The organism is Arthrobacter sp. I3, from assembly GCF_000520575.1.
In the GTDB taxonomy this organism is placed as follows: domain Bacteria; phylum Actinomycetota; class Actinomycetes; order Actinomycetales; family Micrococcaceae; genus Arthrobacter; species Arthrobacter humicola_A.
Genome location: NZ_KI914938.1, coordinates 185,710 through 202,174, shown reverse-complemented (window position 1 = coordinate 202,174; position 16,465 = coordinate 185,710). Strand labels below are relative to the sequence as shown.

The following is a 16,465-nucleotide window of genomic DNA, read 5'->3' as shown; positions in this document are numbered from 1 at the left end:
CGGCCGGCGCCGCCGTGCCGCTGCGGGCGCCGCCAAAGTCCGCCTGGATGACCTCGCCGCCGTCGGCTGCTGCCCCCAGGCCCGTGGCCGCAGGCTTGGCAGCAGCAGCCTTGGCGGCAGGCGTAGCCCGGGGAACATTGGGGCGTCGGGTTGCCATGTCACTCCTTCAAAAGCGGACCAAAAAAGAACCGGTGGCCATGGTCTTTCAACCATAGCCACCGGTTACCGGTTTTCGCGGCTAACTAGCCCTTGAAACGCGGGAACGCGCTGCGGCCGGCGTACCGTGCGGCGTCGTCGAGTTCCTCTTCGATACGCAGCAGCTGGTTGTACTTGGCCACGCGCTCGGAGCGTGCCGGGGCACCGGTCTTGATCTGTCCCGCGTTGGTGGCAACGGAGATGTCAGCAATGGTGGTGTCCTCGGTTTCGCCGGAGCGGTGTGAGGTGATGGTGGTGTAGCCGGCACGCTGGGCCAGGGACACGGCGTCCAGGGTCTCGGTCAGGGAACCGATCTGGTTGACCTTGACGAGCAGCGAGTTCGCGGTCTTGGTGTCGATGCCGCGCTGCAGGATGGCCGGGTTCGTGACGAAGAGGTCATCGCCCACGAGCTGGACCTTGTCGCCGATGGTGTCGGTGAGGGTCTTCCAGCCTTCCCAGTCGTTCTCATCCAGCGGGTCCTCGATGGACACGAGCGGGTAGTCGGCCACGAGCTCGGCGTAGTAGGCGCTCATCTCGGTGGCGGAAAGTGCCTTGCCTTCGAACTGATAGGCGCCGTCCTTGAAGAACTCGGAGGAGGCGACGTCGAGGGCCAGGGCGATGTCCTTGCCCGGGGTGTAGCCGGCGTTCTTGATGGCTTCCTGGATCAGGTCCAGGGCGGCACGGTTGGACGGCAGGTTCGGCGCGAAGCCGCCCTCGTCACCCAGGCCGGTGGACAGGCCCTTGGCCTGCAGGACGGACTTGAGGTTGTGGTAGACCTCGACGCCCCAGCGCAGGCCTTCGGAGAAGGTCTCGGCGCCGATCGGGACGATCATGAATTCCTGGATGTCCACGTCGGAGTCGGCGTGCGAGCCGCCGTTGAGGATGTTCATCAGCGGCACGGGCAGGACGTGCGCGTTGGGCCCGCCCAGATACTTGTACAGCGGCAGGTCAGCGGAGGCGGCGGCGGCGTTGGCCACGGCCAGGGACACGCCCAGGATGGCGTTGGCGCCGAGCTTGCCCTTGTTGGGGGTGCCGTCCAGGTCGATCATGGCCTGGTCGATGCTGCGCTGGTCGGTCGCGTCGAAGCCGGTCAGGGCCGGGGCGATCTGGTCGATGACCGCGTCGACGGCCTTCTGGACGCCCTTGCCGAGGTAGCGGCCCTTGTCGCCGTCGCGAAGTTCAACGGCCTCGTGCTCGCCGGTGGAAGCGCCGGAGGGAACTGCTGCGCGGCCGATCTGGCCGTCCGAGAGCAGGACTTCAACTTCTACGGTCGGGTTGCCACGGGAATCGAGGATTTCGCGGGCGTGGATGGCATCGATAAGCGCCATGGATATGCTCCTTTGGGTGAAGCGATCTGCAGGGAATCTGACTGCTTGGACTCTGGCTGAACATCAAGCGGAAAAGCCGACGTCGTCGTCGCTACTAGCGTAGTCGAGAGCGGGATAAGTTACGGAAACCTATCCAATCCCCGGACGTCATGATGGTGCCGCTACCGTGCCGACTCTAAGTCTGCCAGCACTATTGTGCCGAGGGCCTGGGGCCGGTGCTGTCCTGGAACCGGCGCAGGGCGCCGCGGAGGGCGCGTTCGGCGTCGAGCCCGCCGGCCCGGGCAGCGGCCACGATCCCGAACAGCAGGTCGCCGAGTTCCTCCTCGGCGGCCGGGAGGTCGACGGCGGTTCCGGCGGCGGTTTGGCCGGCGGCCGCTGCCATGCCCGCGCGTTCGGCGCGGTCCAGGAGCTTTTGGGCCCGCGCGAGGGCCGGCAGCGCGGCGGGAACCCCGTCGAAGACGTGGCCGCGTTCGGGCATCTCGGCCTTCTTGACGGCGTCCCATTTCAGGACGATCTCCTCCACCGTTGCCGGGAAGGAATCCTGCAGCGAGCCGTCGGGCCGGAACACGTGCGGGTTGCGCCGGATCATCTTGGCCTTCAGAACCCGGGCGACATCGTCCAGGTCAAAGGCGCCGCGTTCCTCGGCGAGCCGGGCGTGGAGCACCACCTGCAACAGGACGTCCCCCAGTTCAGACTGCAGTTCCGCGTCGCCGGCGCCGGTCTCGATGGTCTCGGCCACCTCATAGGCCTCCTCCAGGAGGTACTCCACGAGGGACTCGTGGGTGAGGGCACCCATCCAGGGGCAATGCTCGCGCAGGGCCGCAATCAAAGCGACGAGCCCCTGGACGGGTGATGTGTCCTCGTTAGCCAAGATCGGAGTAGGCCTCGTTGATGTATTCGACCAGGGCTTCCTTCTCCTCGAGCGGCAGGAAGGCGGCCTCGGCCGCGTTGAGCGTCAGCTCCAGCAGGTCATCGAGGTCGTAGTCGAACGTCTCAACCAGGAGTTCGAACTCGTCGGTCAGCGTCACGCCGCTCATGAGCCGGTTGTCAGTGTTGATGGTGACGTTGAAGCCGAGCTGGTAGAGCATGTCCAGCGGGTGGCTTTCGATGCCCTCACCGAAACCGGCAATGGCACCGGTCTGCAGGTTGGAGGAGGGGCAGATCTCCAGGGCGATGCCACGGTCCCGCACCCAGCTGGCGAGCTCGCCCAGGGTCACCATGCCGATGGTGTCGTTGGCGGAGTCGTCGAAGCCTTCGGCGTCGGCGGCCTCTTCGTCCTCTTCGAATTCGATCGTGACGTCCTCGGCGATCCGGACGCCGTGGCCCAGGCGCAGGGCCCGGCCGTCAACGAGGGCCGACTGGATGCTTTCCAGACCGGCGGCTTCGCCGGCGTGGACGGTGGCCGGGAAGTTGTGCTGGGCCAGGTAGGTGAAGGCGTCCTTGAAGCGGGACGGCAGGAAGCCGTCCTCGGCGCCGGCGATGTCGAAGCCGACGGCGCCGTTGTTGCGGTGGCGGACGGCCAGTTCGGCGATCTCCTGGCCGCGGTCGGCGTGGCGCATGGCGGTGATGAGCTGACCCACCTGGATATCGCGGCCGGTCTCTGCCACGGCGTCCACTCCAGCTTCGAGGCCGGCCTGCACGGCTTCGACCACGTCGTCCAGGCTCAGGCCCTTCTGCAGGTGCTGTTCGGGTGCCCAGCGCACCTCGCCGTACACGACGCCGTCGTCGGCCAGGTCTTCGACGAATTCCTTCGCGACGCGGAACAGGCCCTCCTTGGTCTGCATCACGGCGATGGTGTGGTCGAAAGTCTCCAGGTAGCGGACCAGGGAACCGGAGTCGGCGGATTCGCGGAACCACTCCCCCAGTGCGACGGGGTCCGTGGACGGCAGCGTGTGGCCGACGGCCTCAGCAAGTTCAATGATGGTGGCCGGGCGGAGTCCGCCGTCCAGGTGGTCGTGAAGGGAAACCTTGGGAAGGCCCTTCAGGTCGAAGTCGAGGTCAGGGGCAGCGTCAGGAATAGTCTCAGTCACGTTCCAACCATAGGGTCGCCGGGCGCCGGAAGCTACTTTCCGGACGCTCCGGACTCAGCGGACGGACCGGCCAGCATCGTGCCGTGCAGCTCGGAAGCACGCTCACCGGAGGCGGGTTCGGCGACGTATTCGGTCTCAGACGGGACCGGCCGGGTGTCGTGGCGGCCCAGGCGCTTGTGCCACCAGCGCAGGAGATGGTCGATGAGGACACCGAGCACAATGGCGAATACCACCGCGATGCCCGCGCTGAGCAACGGGTTGTGGTGCAGCCACGGGAAGGAACTGGCCAGGACGCCGATGCCGATAGAGTAGGCCACCCACGTCAGGCAGGCGAAGCCGTCCAGGAAGAAGAACCGGCGGTGCGGAAACGCCGTCGTGCCTGCCACGTAGTTGACCGCGACACGGCCCCACGGAATGTACCGGGCGGTGAAGATCAGGACAGCGCCGCGCTTCTCGAGTTCGTAGTGGGCCCAACCGAACACCTTTTGGACCTTTGGCTTGCGCATCCAGCGGAACCGCTCGAGGCCAATCTTGCGGCCGAGCATGTAGGCCATGTTGTCGCCGGCCATGGCTCCCACGAGCGCCGTGAGGCCCAGGATCCACAGGTTGGGCTGGCCGCTGTGCACGGAGTACGCCGCCAGGGCAACGATCAGGGTCTCGCTCGGGACCACCATCGCGAAGCCGTCCACGAAGAAAAAAACCAGCAGGAGGGGGTAGATCCACCACTGGCCAGCGGCATGGAGCACGGCCTCGTTAATGAACTCCATGCAGGTGGTGCTCCTTGATGACTGGGAACGGACAACTAAGCCGTAACGTACTCGCGATGACAGTGGGTAGAACTATGGACGAAACTTTGCACGACGTGCGGCCAACAAACGTGACCCAAATCGCTCCTAAGTGTCCCATGGGTGGGCCCAATCCGCCTAGGACTCGGCGGGCGGCACGGAATGCGTCTGTTCCTCCGGTACGCGGCCGCGCACCCTGCTGATCACGCGGTCCAGGACGACGCCCAGGACGATCGCGCAGACGATGGCAATGGCCGCTCCCAGCACGTGGTTTTTCTCAAACCACGGACCAACGGTCAGGCCGATCCCCACCGAGTAGCTGGCCCACAGCAGCGCCGAGAGCACCGTCAGGCTGACGAATCTGCGCCACGGGTAGTGTGTGGCACCGGCGGTCAGGTTAACGGCCACCCGCCCGATCGGGACGAAGCGCGCCACAAGGATCAGTGAGGCAGGCCGTTTCCGCAGTTCCCGGCCGGCCCAGCGGAAGGCCGCCTGCATGCGCGGGCCGCGCTGCCACGCCCAGCGCCGGGTTCCGGTCCCGCGGCCGATCAGGTAGGCCATGTTGTCGCCCACCAGTGCCCCTGCGGCAGCCGTTGCGATCAGGAGCAGAGGGTTGGGGACGCCCGCCGTGGCGGCGACTGCAGCCAGGCCCACCACCACCGATTCGCTCGGAATCGGGGGGAAGAAGCCGTCGATCACGCAGCAGGCGAAAACCAGGACGAGGACCCAGGGTTGCCCTGCGGCGGCGAGGATGAAGTCGTTGATTGCCTGCACAGCTTCCTAACGCGCGGCGGGGCCAGATCGATCCAAGCGCAGGCTCGGCCGGAGCCGGGCCTGCGCTTGACGGGTACTGCTGTGGAGTCAGTCTTGTGGAGTTAGTGTACCGCCGGCTCCGGCCGCCGTTGCCCTATCACGTACGGCTGTTATCCCCAGGGTTTGGGCGCCATAAGGGATAGGGCAACGGGGTTAGGCGATGCGGTCGATGATGAGCTTCTGAGCGGGCCGGGAGCCCTCGGGGGCGATCACGGCGGCGTGTTCGAGCGCTTCCTTGGCACGCTCGAACTTCTCCGGTGTGTCCGTCAGCAGGGTCATGAGCGGTTCGCCCGCCTTGACCGTGGCGCCGGGCTTGGCGTGCATCCGCACCCCGGCACCGGCCTGGACCTGGTCCTCCTTGCGGGCGCGCCCGGCACCGAGCCGCCAGGCAGCGACGCCGACGGCCATCGCGTCGAGTTCCACCAGGACGCCGTCGGCCGGGGCGTAGATGACCTCGGATTCCTTGGCGACCGGGAGCTTGGCGCGCGGGTCTCCGCCCTGGGCCTCAATCATCCGGTTCCAGACGTCCATAGCCCGGCCGTCCCGGAGTGCCGCCCGGGGATCGGCGTCGCGGATGCCGGCGCACGCCAGCATTTCCTCCGCGAGCCGGACGGTGAGTTCGACGACGTCGTCCGGGCCTCCGCCGGCGAGGACCTCCACGGATTCCTCGACCTCGATCGCGTTGCCCGCGGTCAGGCCCAGCGGCGTGTTCATGTTGGTGAGCAGGGCCACCGTGTTGACGCCGGCGTCCTTGCCCAGCGCCACCATGGTCTCGGCCAGTTCGCGGGCGCGCGCCTCGTCCTTCATGAACGCGCCGCTGCCCACCTTGACGTCGAGCACCAGCGAGCCGGTGCCTTCGGCGATCTTCTTGCTCATGATCGAGGAGGCGATCAGCGGGATGGCCTCCACGGTTCCGGTGACATCGCGGAGCGCGTAGAGCTTCTTGTCCGCCGGGGCCAGCCCGGCGCCGGCCGCGCAAATGACCGCGCCGACGTCCTGGAGCTGGGCCATCATTTCCTCATTGCTCAGGGCCGCACGCCAGCCCGGGATGGCCTCGAGCTTGTCCAGGGTGCCGCCGGTGTGGCCGAGGCCGCGGCCCGAGAGCTGCGGCACTGCCACGCCAAACACCGCCACCAGCGGAGCCAGCGGCAGGGTGATCTTATCCCCGACGCCGCCGGTGGAGTGCTTGTCCGACGTCGCCTTCACGCCGCCGTCGGGCCGCCGCAGGCTGGAGAAGTCCATCCGCTCGCCGGAGGCGATCATGGCCGCCGTCCAGCGGGAGATCTCGGCCCGGTCCATGCCGTTGAGCAGGATGGCCATGTTCAGGGCGGCCATCTGTTCGTCGGCGATGGCGCCGCGGGTGTACGCGTCGATTGTCCAGTCGATCTGGGCCGGGCTGAGCACACCCTTGTCCCGCTTGATGCGGATGATGTCGACGGCGTCGAACGCTTCACTGTTGTTGGGGCTCTGTGTCGTTTGTGTCACCGGGGTTCCTCCAGGTGTTGGGGGCCAAAGGCATCGGGAAGGACCTGGTCCATGGTCTTGATTCCCTGCGTGGTCATGAGCTCCATGTCCGGAGCCCGGAATTCGTAGAGCAGCTGGCGGCAGCGCCCGCACGGCATGAGGACATTCCCGCCGGCGTCGACGCAGTAGAAGGCGCGCAGCCGTCCCCCGCCGGTCATCTGCAGGTTGCCCACCAGGGCACACTCGGCGCACAGGGTCAGCCCGTAGCTGGCGTTTTCGACATTGCAGCCGCTGACGATCCGCCCGTCTCCAGTGAGGGCCGCGGCCCCCACCGGAAACTTCGAATACGGCGCATAGGCGTTCTTCATGGCGGACACTGCCGCGGCTTCGAGTGCAGCCCAGTCGACGTCGGTGCTGTCCATTCTCAGCCCTTGATGTACGGTATGCCGTCAGCCGCCGGCGGCCGGGAGCGGCCGACGAGCCCGGCCACGGCAAACACGGTCACCACGTACGGCAGCATGGCCATGAACTGGCTCGGCACCGGGGTGCCGATGATCGTCACGATGCTCTGCAGGTTGTCGGCGAAGCCGAACAGCAGCGCCGCGAAGAACGCCCCGATCGGGTTCCAGCGGCCCAGGATCATGGCGGCGAGGGCAATGAAGCCGCGCCCGCCGGAGATTTCCTTGGTGAAGCTGTCGATCGCCACAAGGGTGAAGAACGATCCGCCGATCCCGGCGACGGCACCGCCGAGAGTGACGTTCCAGAAGCGGGTCGCGTTGACCTTGATGCCCAGGGTGTCGGCCGCCTGCGGGTGCTCACCCACGGCACGGACGCGCAGGCCCCACTTCGTCTTGAACAGTGCGACCCAGATCACGATGACCGCCACGTACATCAGGTAGCCCACCACGGACTGCTTGAAGAGGATGGGCCCGATCACGGGGATGCTGGACAGGACCGGGATATCGATGATGGGCAGCTCGGCGGGCGAGTTGTACTTCTCCGGATCGGACTGCATCACCGTGGTGAACAGGAAGCCGGTGAGCCCGGAGACCAGGACGTTGAGCACGACGCCAACGATGATCTGGTTGACCACGTACTTGATGCTGAACACTGCCAGCACCACCGACACAAGGGCGCCCGCCACGGCCGCCGCAAGCAGGCCCAGGTAGGGGTTGTGCGTCAGGCTGGCGACGAGCGCGGCCGTGAAGGCACCGCCCAGGAGCTGGCCTTCGATGGCGATGTTAACGACGCCGGCGCGTTCGCACAGCACACCTGAGAGGGAGCCGAAGACGATCGGCACGGCGAGGGTCACGGATCCGGCGATGAGGCCTGCCAGCGAAATACTGGGGGTCCGGGCGCCGCCCACCACCCAGATCAGGAAGGCGACCACGAAAACGACGGTGAACACGGCCGGCACCCAGCGCGGGGGCCGCCGGTTCGCTCTAGCCTTCAGGACCAGGGCGTAGCCCGCGAGGACCAGCAGGATCAGGGAGAGCACCATGCCGGACAGGAACGCGGGTACTTCGATCGCCGGGAGCTGGAAGAAGTCTCCGCTGGATGAAACCCCGAACTTGGCGTTCGCCTGCGGGCCCAGCAGTCCGAAGAAGATGAAGGCGATGGTGGCCAGCACCGCAAGCGTGACCGGCAACTTCCAAGTCACGGGCTTGGCGGACACCGTCGGCCTGTGGTTCTTCTCCGGCTGTGGTTTTCCTTCGACGGGCGAGGTTGCTGTTGTGCTCATGCGGCACCTCCGGTGGTTGCGGCCTGCTTGGTTTTGCCGGCGGTCGCGGCCTTCTTCTTGCGCGGGTTGAGTCCGAAGATCGCCCGGACCAGCGGCGGCGCCGCGATGAACAGCACGATGAGTGACTGGACCACGAGCACGATGTCGATCGGAGTTCCGGTCTGGATCTGCATCTGGACAGCGCCTGCGCGGAAGGCCCCGAACAGCAGGCCGGCGGCGAAGGTGCCCCATGGCGAGGACCGTCCAAGCAGGGCGACCGTGATCGCGTCAAAGCCGTAGGTTGCCGCGACACCGTCGGTCAGGACCTTTTCGGTGCCCGCCACCTGTGCCACGCCGGCCAGGCCGGCCAGGCCACCGGCAATGGTCATCACCAGGATGGTGGCCCTGGAGACGTTGATGCCGGCGGTCAGGGCTGCCTTGGGGTTGGCCCCGACGGCACGGAATTCGAAACCGAGCGTGGAGCGGTTCAGCAGCCACGAAACAAACACGGTGGCCGCGATGGCCAGCAGGAATCCCAGGTGCAGCCGGTACTGGCTGCCGAAGATCAGCGGGTACGCGGCGCTGGGGTCCACGATGGGCGATATTGGTGTGTCCGCCCCCGGACGCTGGAACAAGTCCGTGTCGAGCAGGTATCGCAGGAAATAGAGTGCGATGTAGTTGAACATGATGGTCACGATGACCTCGTGAGCGCCGGTCCGGGCTTTGAGCACGCCGACGATGCCGCCCCAGACGGCGCCGCCGATGACGCCGGCCACCAGGACCAGCAGCAGGTGTATCCCCAGCGGCAGGTGCAGCGCGAAGCCGACCCACGAGGCGAGGATGCCGGCCATGATGATCTGGCCCTGCGCACCGATGTTGAACAGGCCCGCGCGGAAGGCCAGGGCGACGCCGAGGCCGGCGGTGATCAGCGGGGTGGCGATGGTCAGCGTCTCCATGAGGGGGGCGAACTGTCCGGCCACGCCGTTCCCGCGGGGGTTGAAGACCGCGCCCTGGAAGAGGGCGACGTAGGAATCGGTGGCGGCGGACCAGACGGCGATGAGGAAGTCACTGGGCCGGGCAAAGAGATAGCCCGCCGTGGTGCCGACAACCTTGTCCGTCATGGCGATGAGCAGGCCGCCGAGGATCAGCGCGAGCAGCACCGCCAGGATGGTCACGATGCCGTTGCCGGTGAAGATCTTGCGCAGCAGCGACTCCTCTTCCGGGGCACCCGGAAGAGCGCCGCTCTGGGTCGAGACCGGAACGGCCGATGGCTGGTGGGCGCCTCCCGCGGTGTCCAGCGAGGTGACGAAGTCTGCATCGTCCTCGAGCGGTTCAGGCTCCACGTCGGTGGCCTGCGATGCCGGAAGCTGGTCCGGGTCCGGTGCGGCCGCGGACCGCGGCTCGGTGTTCTCACTCATGGGGGTCTCCTACGGCGCCGGAGCCGGGCTCCTGCACGGACGGGGCGGCGGGGGCCGGGTTCATGGCCGGCTTCGTTGCGGGGTTTTCGGCAGGGTTTTCTGCTGCGTTCGCGGCCGGGTTTTCAGAAAGGGATCGGGCCGAGTGCCTGCCTGCGGCGTCGGCCTGGGCCTCGTCCGGGGAAACGCCGGCCATCATCAGGCCCAGGACGTCACGTCCGGTGCCGGCCGGCACGATCCCGACCAGCCGGCCCTTGTACAGCACGGCGATCCGGTCGGCGAGTTCAATCACCTCGTCCAGTTCGGTGGAGACGATCATGACGGGCGTGCCGTGGTCCCGCTCCGCGACGATCCGCTTGTGCAGGAACTCGATGGAGCCCACGTCCACGCCGCGGGTGGGCTGGGAAGCGATGAAGAGCCGCAGCGGCCGGGAGAGCTCCCGGGCCATGACGACCTTCTGCTGGTTGCCGCCGGACAGGGTGCCGGCTGCCAGTGAGCCGGACGGGGTGCGGACGTCGAATTCCGCGATCCGGGTCTTGGCGTTCTCCAGGACCTTGGCCGGGCTCATGCTGATGCCCTTGGCGAACGGCGCCTGGTCGTAGCGGTCCAGGATCAGGTTCTCGGCGATGGAGAACGTGCCGATCAGCCCGTCGAGGGACCGGTCTTCCGGCACGAATCCGACGCCGGCGTTGAGGACCTCCTTGACGCTGCGGCCCACGAGTTCTTCGCCGTCGAGCGTGATCGAGCCGTGGACCCGCTCGTGCAGGCCCAAAATGGCTTCGGTCAGTTCCGTCTGGCCGTTGCCCTGGACGCCGGCGACGGCGAGGATCTCGCCGCGGGCGATTCCGAAGCTGATCCCGTCCACCACGTGCTGGCCATTGGGGGCGATGACGGTGAGGTTGTTGACCTCGAAGGTGGTCTCCTGCGGATTCGCGGGAGCCTTGTCCAGGGTCAGGCTCACGGCCCGGCCCACCATCATGGAGGCCAGCTCGGTGGTCGAGGCGCCGGGATCGGCCGAGCCCACGACCTTGCCGCGCCGGATGACGGTGATGGTGTCCGAAACGGCCTTCACCTCACGCAGCTTGTGGGAAATGAAGACGATCGACGTGCCGTGGCTCTTGAGCTGGCGCATGATGTCCAGCAGTTCATCGGTGTCCTGCGGGGTCAGCACGGCCGTGGGCTCATCGAGGATGAGCACCTTGGCGTCGCGGACCAGTGCCTTGATGATCTCCACGCGCTGCTGCACGCCCACGGGTAGGTCTTCGATCAGCGCGTCGGGGTCGACGTCGAAACCGTACCGGTCGGAGATCTCCCGGATTTTCCGGCGGGTGTCATCCAGGTCCAGGAATCCGCCGGTCTTGGTGGTCTCCGCTCCCAGGGCAACGTTCTCCGCGACCGTGAAGACGGGGACCAGCATGAAGTGCTGGTGCACCATGCCGATGCCGGCCGCCATGGCGTCGCCGGGGCCGCGGAACGTGACCGGTTTGTCGTCGATGAGGATTTCGCCCTCTGTGGGCTCGTACAGTCCGTAGAGGACGTTCATCAGCGTGGACTTGCCAGCGCCGTTCTCACCGAGCAGACAGTGGATCTGCCCGGGTTCAACAACCACATCGATGTGATCGTTTGCTACCAGGGAGCCGAAGCGTTTGGTAATGCCCTTGAGTTCAAGTTTCAAAACTCTGACCAATCTCGAGGTGTCCGGAAGGCTTGGTCCGGACGCGTAGGGGCGCTGCAGCACCAGCTTAGTGCCTGGGATCTGAGGCACTAAGGGCCGCAACGAAAAGCGCCACAGCCCGTGCGGTGGTGACCGGACGGGCCGTGGCGCTTAGCGGAGGAAGTTAGGCTTTCGGGCTGGCTGCAGATTCAACCTTCAGCTTGCCGTCGGCGATGTCCTTCTTGATCTGGTCCAGCTCGGACTTCAGTTCGGCCGGAACCTGGGAATCCATGTCGTGGAACGGGGCAAGCTGAACGCCGTCGTTCGCGAGGGTGCCAACGTACGGCTTGTTGGTGAACTGGCCGTCCTTGTCCTGCTTGACGACCGCCTCGACGGCCTGGCCCATCTGCTTCATGACGGAGGAGAGCATGATGTCCTTGTAGTCCGGTGCCGTGAGGAAGCCGTCGGAGTCAACCCAGATGAGCTTGACGTCCTTGCCGGCTGCCTTGGCTTCCTGCAGGGCCGCGCCGGCTCCCTTGCCGACCGGACCGGCGACGGGCATGACGATGTCGGCGCCCTGGTCCAGGAAGTTCTGGGTGAACTGCTTGCCCTTGTCCTGCTTTTCGAAGTCGCCGGTGAAGGAGCCGTCCTGCTTGGCCTTGTCCCAGCCGAGAAGCTTGACGTCCTTGCCCTTCTTCTCGTTGTAGTACTTCACGCCGTCGGCAAAACCGTCCATGAAGATGGTGACCGTGGGGATCTTGATGCCGCCGAACGTGGCGACCGTCCCGGTCTTGGTGGTGCCGGCTGCGAGGTAGCCGGCCAGGAATGCTGCCTGGGCGGTGTCGTAGATGATCGGCTTAACGTTGGCGACCGGGGTGTCGTAGCCGAAGTCGATGATGGCGAAGTGCTTGTCCGGGTTCGCGGTGGCCTGGGACTTGGTGGCGTCGCCGAGCAGGAAGCCGACCGTGATGGTCAGGTTGCAGCCCGCGGAGACCATGGCGCGCAGGTTGGGCTCGAAGTCGTTGTTGGTCTTGGACTCGGCCTGGTTCATCTTAAGGCCCAGCTCCGACGTGACCTTCTTCAAGCCCTCGTAGGAAGACTGGTTGAACGACTGGTCATCGAACCCGCCCGAGTCGGACACGATGCAGCCCTGGTAGTTGCTGGCGGTGCTGGTGGCGGTGCTGGCCTCCGGGGCAGCTCCGCAGCCGGTCAGCAGGAGTGCAGCCGCGCCCGCGGTGGCGACGCCGGCCATTGATCCGCGCTTAAAGGTGGCACGCAGAGAGTTCTTCAATTTTCCTCCAGGAAGAAAGAGTAGGCGCTACGACGGAAGTTCAATGAGTGTCTGTCTGCGGTGTTCCGCTGATCTCTGTTGTCACTGATGGATTTCGCAGCACTGCGCCGAGGCGCACTGATGCAAGCTACTGTAGTGGCCTGCGCCACGTCCCGATAACACACGTCCCGGCGAATGCCCAGATTGTTGAGAACTTGTTACCTAGAGGTAGCCGGTGCCCGCCGCGACCACATACGCCTCCGGCGCCTGTCCCCGCAGGAACCGGCGCCGGAGGCGTATGTGGCGGCACGGCGATTGCCGGGTGTCAGGCTACAGCCGCACGAGCATCTTGCCGGTGTTGGCGCCGTCGAGCAGGTCCATGAAGGCCTGCGGGGCGTTTTCCAGCCCGTCCACCACCGTCTCGTCGTAGCGGACCGTTCCGTCGGCCAGCCAGCCGGACATGGTCTCGACGAACTCGGCCATGTGCTGCCAGTAGCCGCCCACCAGGAAGCCCTTGAGCGTCAACTGCTTGCCGATCGCCAGCATGAGGTTCCGCGGCGCCGGCGTGGGCTCGGTCGCGTTGTACTGGGCGATGGCCCCGCACATGGCCACCCGGCCACCGACCGTGAGAGCGGACAGCGCGGCTTCGAGGTGCTCGCCGCCGACGTTGTCGAAGTAGACGTCGATCCCGCGCTCACCCGCGGCCGCGGCGAGCTGTTCCGCCACGGGGCCGTCGTGGTAGTTGAACGCGGCGTCGAAGCCGAGTTCGAGCAGGCGTGCCACCTTTTCCGGCGAGCCGGCGCTGCCGATCACTCTGGACGCGCCCATGGCCTTCGCGATCTGCCCGACAAGCGAGCCGACCGCGCCGGCGGCGCCCGAGACGAACACGGCGTCGCCGGGCTTGAATTCCGCGACCTTCAGCAGTCCCGCGTAGGCGGTCAGCCCGGTCATGCCGAGGGCGCCGAGGAATGCTGACGCGGGGGCCAGATCGGTGCGCGCCACCGTGGTGGCCGCGGCATCGACGACGGCGTATTCGCGCCAGCCGAGGCCGTGCACCACCGTGTCGCCCACAGCGCGCCCTTCGGCCCGGGACGCCATGACTTCGCCGACGGCGCCGCCGTCGAGGGCGGTATCCAGCGCAAACGGCGCGGAGTAGGACTTGACGTCGTTCATGCGTCCGCGCATGTACGGGTCCACCGAGATGAACAGGTTGCGGACCAGGACCTGGCCGTCCTGCAGTTCGGGCAGCGCCGACTCGGCGAGGCGGAAGTTCGCCGGGACGGGGCGGCCGTGGGGGCGGGACGCCAGCTGGATCTCGCGGGTGGTGGCGGGAAGGGTGAGAGTTTCGGTGTTGTTGCTCATGCGGCTACCTCCAGGATGGTGATGTCGACAGTGATGTTGCCGCGGGTGGCGTTGGAGTACGGGCAGATCTGGTGGGCCTTGGCCACGAGGGCCTCGGCCGTGTCCCGGTCCACGGCGGGCAGGGCGATCTCAAGTTCGGCGGCCAGACCGTAGCCGGCACCGTCTTCGAGGGCGCCGAAGTGGATCTTGGCGGCGACGGCGGAGTCCGTCAGGTCGGCGCGTTCCTTGCGTCCCACCAGGCGCAGGGCGGAGTGGAAGCACGCGGCGTAGCCGGCGGCAAAGAGCTGTTCGGGGTTGGTGCCCGCGCCGTCACCGCCGAGTTCGACCGGGCTGGCAAGGGTGACGCTCAGCTTGCCGTCCTTGCTGATGGCGGTGCCGTCGCGGCCTTCGCCGGAGGCCAGGGCCTCTGCTGTGTAAAGGGTCTTCATGGGGTTTCCGTTCTGTCGGAGGGAAGAAGGGGTTCAGTGGGAACTCGCCGGAAGCCTGCGGAGTCGCCGTGAATTTCCGGCGAGTTGGCACGCCTCCCGCGATTTCGACGTCGGCCGTGTGGGCCTGGGAAGGGTGGTGGAGAGGGAAGGGCTTAGTGGGAGGCGTGAAGCGCGTTCGTCAGCCGGCCCAGGGTGTCGCGGAGCTGGTCCAGTTCCGCGGCGGTGAGCCCGGCGGCGTCTGCCAAACGCTGCGGGATGCCGCTGGCCTTGGCGCTCAGGGCGGCGCCGGCGTCGGTCAGGAAGATCTCCACGCGGCGCTCGTCCTCGGCGGAGCGGCGGCGCTGGACAAGGCCGAGCGCTTCGAGCCGCTTGAGCAGCGGCGATAGCGTGCCGGAGTCCAGGCCCAGCTCCTCCCCCAGTTCACGCACGCTGCGCGGCTCCGCTTCCCAGAGCACCAGCATGGCGAGGTACTGCGGGTAGGTCAGGCCGAGCTCCTCGAGCATGGGCCGGTAGGCGGCCGTGGCGGCACGTGAGGCAGAGTACATCGCAAAGCACACCTGCCGGTTCAGGCGGAGCGCTTCCGGGCCGCCCGTGCGGGCCTCTTCTGACATGGTCATGACTCCACCGTACTGCACAATTCAGTTGTGTGCAATTCAGTTGTGCACAACTGGATTGCACAGCGGGAAGCGGTCACAGGCGTGCAGGGGGCGCCGCGGCCTTATTCCCGGCCGCGACCGCGGAGTTTCCCCACGTTTGACGGGTGCCGACGGCGTGTCGGCCCGCACCGCCGGCGTGTCCCGGCGTCGTGCCGGCAAAGGTGGGGAAACTCCGCGCGGCGGTCCTGGCCGGGTGCAAGCAGGGCGGGCACGGCGTAGGGGCCCGGGTGCCGCAGGGCGGGCCCGGCGTAGGGACCAAGGTGCAGCAGGGCGGGTCAGGTGTAGGGGCCCGGGCGGAACGGCTTACAGGTCGCGGATGGTGCGCAGGGCCGCCGCCGTGAGCACCTGGATGCCCAGGCCCAGCGCCCGCTCATCGACGATGTAGTCACCGCGGTGGAGGTCATACTCTTCCCCGCCGGGCGTCTTCGTGCCGAGGCGCATCATGGCCCCGGGGGTGTCGGCCAGGAACCAGGCAAAGTCTTCCCCGCCCATGGACTGCGGGGTCAGGACCACGGCGCCCTCGCCGATTTCGGCGCGGGCCGCGGCCTCGATCAGCGCGGTCTCGTGCTCGGAGTTGACCACCGGCGGCACGCCGCGGGTGTGCTCCAGGTGGACATCGACGCCATACGGCTCGGCGACCTGCCGGATGATGTCGTCGAGCAGCTCGCCGGCGTCGTGCCAGGCGTCGCGGTCCAGGCAGCGCATGGTGCCGGCCATGTAGCCGCTGCCCGGGATGGCGTTCGGGGCCGAGCCCGCGGAGATCTGCCCCCAGACCACGGACACGCCGCTGCGGACATCGACGCGGCGCGAGAGCACTGCGGGAACGTTGACCGCGATCTGCGCCAGGGCGAAGACCAGCTCCTCGGTCAGGTGCGGGCGCGAGGTGTGGCCGCCGCGGCCGGAAAGTTCAATCTTGATGGTGTCCGAGGCGGAGGTGATCGCCCCGATCCGGGTGCCGATCTTGCCGATCTCGATCCGGGGGTCGCAGTGCAGCGCCAGGATGCGCGGCACGCCTTCCAGGACGCCCTGTTCGATGCACGAGGTGGCGCCGCCGGGCATGGTCTCCTCGGCCGGCTGGAAGATGATCCGGACGGTTCCGCGCAGCGGGGAGGCCTCGTGCATGCGCTGCAGGACCAGCGCGATCCCGAGCATGGTGGCAGTGTGGACGTCGTGGCCGCAGGCATGGGTCACGCCGTGGTTCTTCGAGGCGAACTCAAGGCCCGTTTCCTCGATGATGGGCAGGGCGTCGATATCCCCGCGCAGTGCGGTGGCGATGGGACCCTGTCCGACGTCGACCGTCAGGCCTGTGCCCTCGAGGCGGCGCGGCTTGAGCCCGGCTTCCTCG

The 16,465-nt window shown here is 67.1% G+C and carries 15 protein-coding genes; all 15 read right to left on the bottom strand.

What is annotated here, in order from left to right:
• Window positions 1-242: 242 nt before the first annotated feature.
• Window positions 243-1,523, bottom strand: coding sequence for a phosphopyruvate hydratase (gene eno, locus Y706_RS0115705; protein ID WP_018774732.1), 1,281 nt, complete (start codon window positions 1,521-1,523; stop codon window positions 243-245).
• A 190-nt stretch (window positions 1,524-1,713) separates the two neighbouring features.
• Entirely contained in the window at window positions 1,714-2,319 is a 606-nt protein-coding gene (locus Y706_RS0115700; protein WP_043436257.1) for a MazG nucleotide pyrophosphohydrolase domain-containing protein, read from the bottom strand.
• A gap of 67 nt (window positions 2,320-2,386) precedes the next feature.
• Complete coding sequence (locus Y706_RS0115695) at window positions 2,387-3,553, bottom strand: adenosine deaminase (protein ID WP_028277351.1); 1,167 nt, start codon at window positions 3,551-3,553, stop codon at window positions 2,387-2,389.
• Window positions 3,554-3,585: 32 nt separating this feature from the next.
• On the bottom strand, window positions 3,586-4,320 hold the full coding sequence (locus tag Y706_RS0115690) for a DedA family protein (RefSeq protein WP_028277350.1): 735 nt from the start codon (window positions 4,318-4,320) through the stop codon (window positions 3,586-3,588).
• Between the two features lie 156 nt (window positions 4,321-4,476).
• The gene (locus Y706_RS25770) at window positions 4,477-5,112 is read right to left on the bottom strand and encodes a DedA family protein (protein ID WP_043436256.1); all 636 of its coding nucleotides are present in this window, start codon (window positions 5,110-5,112) and stop codon (window positions 4,477-4,479) included.
• Window positions 5,113-5,304: 192 nt separating this feature from the next.
• The gene (locus tag Y706_RS0115680; protein WP_028277349.1) at window positions 5,305-6,636 is read right to left on the bottom strand and encodes a thymidine phosphorylase; all 1,332 of its coding nucleotides are present in this window, start codon (window positions 6,634-6,636) and stop codon (window positions 5,305-5,307) included.
• Entirely contained in the window at window positions 6,633-7,037 is a 405-nt protein-coding gene (locus tag Y706_RS0115675) for a cytidine deaminase (protein ID WP_028277348.1), read from the bottom strand. The genes Y706_RS0115680 and Y706_RS0115675 overlap by 4 nt, the downstream gene beginning before the upstream one ends.
• 2 nt (window positions 7,038-7,039) lie before the next feature.
• Window positions 7,040-8,356, bottom strand: a complete 1,317-nt coding sequence (locus Y706_RS0115670; protein ID WP_028277347.1) for an ABC transporter permease — start codon at window positions 8,354-8,356, stop codon at window positions 7,040-7,042.
• Window positions 8,353-9,753, bottom strand: coding sequence for an ABC transporter permease (locus tag Y706_RS0115665; protein WP_028277346.1), 1,401 nt, complete (start codon window positions 9,751-9,753; stop codon window positions 8,353-8,355). The genes Y706_RS0115670 and Y706_RS0115665 overlap by 4 nt, the downstream gene beginning before the upstream one ends.
• On the bottom strand, window positions 9,746-11,425 hold the full coding sequence (locus Y706_RS25765; RefSeq protein WP_043436255.1) for an ABC transporter ATP-binding protein: 1,680 nt from the start codon (window positions 11,423-11,425) through the stop codon (window positions 9,746-9,748). Before Y706_RS25765 ends, Y706_RS0115665 begins: the two co-directional genes overlap by 8 nt.
• Window positions 11,426-11,588: 163 nt before the next feature.
• A complete protein-coding gene (locus Y706_RS0115655) occupies window positions 11,589-12,656 on the bottom strand; it encodes a BMP family lipoprotein (protein WP_043436254.1) in 1,068 nt (355 codons plus the stop codon).
• Between the two features lie 348 nt (window positions 12,657-13,004).
• Entirely contained in the window at window positions 13,005-14,036 is a 1,032-nt protein-coding gene (locus tag Y706_RS0115650; RefSeq protein ID WP_028277344.1) for an NADP-dependent oxidoreductase, read from the bottom strand.
• On the bottom strand, window positions 14,033-14,464 hold the full coding sequence (locus Y706_RS0115645) for an organic hydroperoxide resistance protein (protein WP_028277343.1): 432 nt from the start codon (window positions 14,462-14,464) through the stop codon (window positions 14,033-14,035). The genes Y706_RS0115650 and Y706_RS0115645 overlap by 4 nt, the downstream gene beginning before the upstream one ends.
• A 152-nt stretch (window positions 14,465-14,616) precedes the next feature.
• A complete protein-coding gene (locus Y706_RS0115640; protein ID WP_043436253.1) occupies window positions 14,617-15,081 on the bottom strand; it encodes a MarR family winged helix-turn-helix transcriptional regulator in 465 nt (154 codons plus the stop codon).
• Window positions 15,082-15,423: 342 nt separating this feature from the next.
• Window positions 15,424-16,465: amidohydrolase (locus Y706_RS25760; RefSeq protein WP_043436252.1), on the bottom strand; the 1,042-nt coding region annotated here is incomplete at its 5' end.

Coding starts and splice junctions, on each gene's coding strand:
- Y706_RS0115640 (WP_043436253.1), bottom strand. CDS start 15,081: ATGACCATGTCAGAAGAGGCCCGCACGGGCGGCCCGGAAGCGCTCCGC.
- Y706_RS0115690 (WP_028277350.1), bottom strand. CDS start 4,320: ATGGAGTTCATTAACGAGGCCGTGCTCCATGCCGCTGGCCAGTGGTGG.
- Y706_RS0115645 (WP_028277343.1), bottom strand. CDS start 14,464: ATGAAGACCCTTTACACAGCAGAGGCCCTGGCCTCCGGCGAAGGCCGC.
- Y706_RS0115700 (WP_043436257.1), bottom strand. CDS start 2,319: ATGGGTGCCCTCACCCACGAGTCCCTCGTGGAGTACCTCCTGGAGGAG.
- Y706_RS0115670 (WP_028277347.1), bottom strand. CDS start 8,356: ATGAGCACAACAGCAACCTCGCCCGTCGAAGGAAAACCACAGCCGGAG.
- Y706_RS0115675 (WP_028277348.1), bottom strand. CDS start 7,037: ATGGACAGCACCGACGTCGACTGGGCTGCACTCGAAGCCGCGGCAGTG.
- Y706_RS0115650 (WP_028277344.1), bottom strand. CDS start 14,036: ATGAGCAACAACACCGAAACTCTCACCCTTCCCGCCACCACCCGCGAG.
- Y706_RS0115655 (WP_043436254.1), bottom strand. CDS start 12,656: ATGGCCGGCGTCGCCACCGCGGGCGCGGCTGCACTCCTGCTGACCGGC.
- eno (WP_018774732.1), bottom strand. CDS start 1,523: ATGGCGCTTATCGATGCCATCCACGCCCGCGAAATCCTCGATTCCCGT.
- Y706_RS0115665 (WP_028277346.1), bottom strand. CDS start 9,753: ATGAGTGAGAACACCGAGCCGCGGTCCGCGGCCGCACCGGACCCGGAC.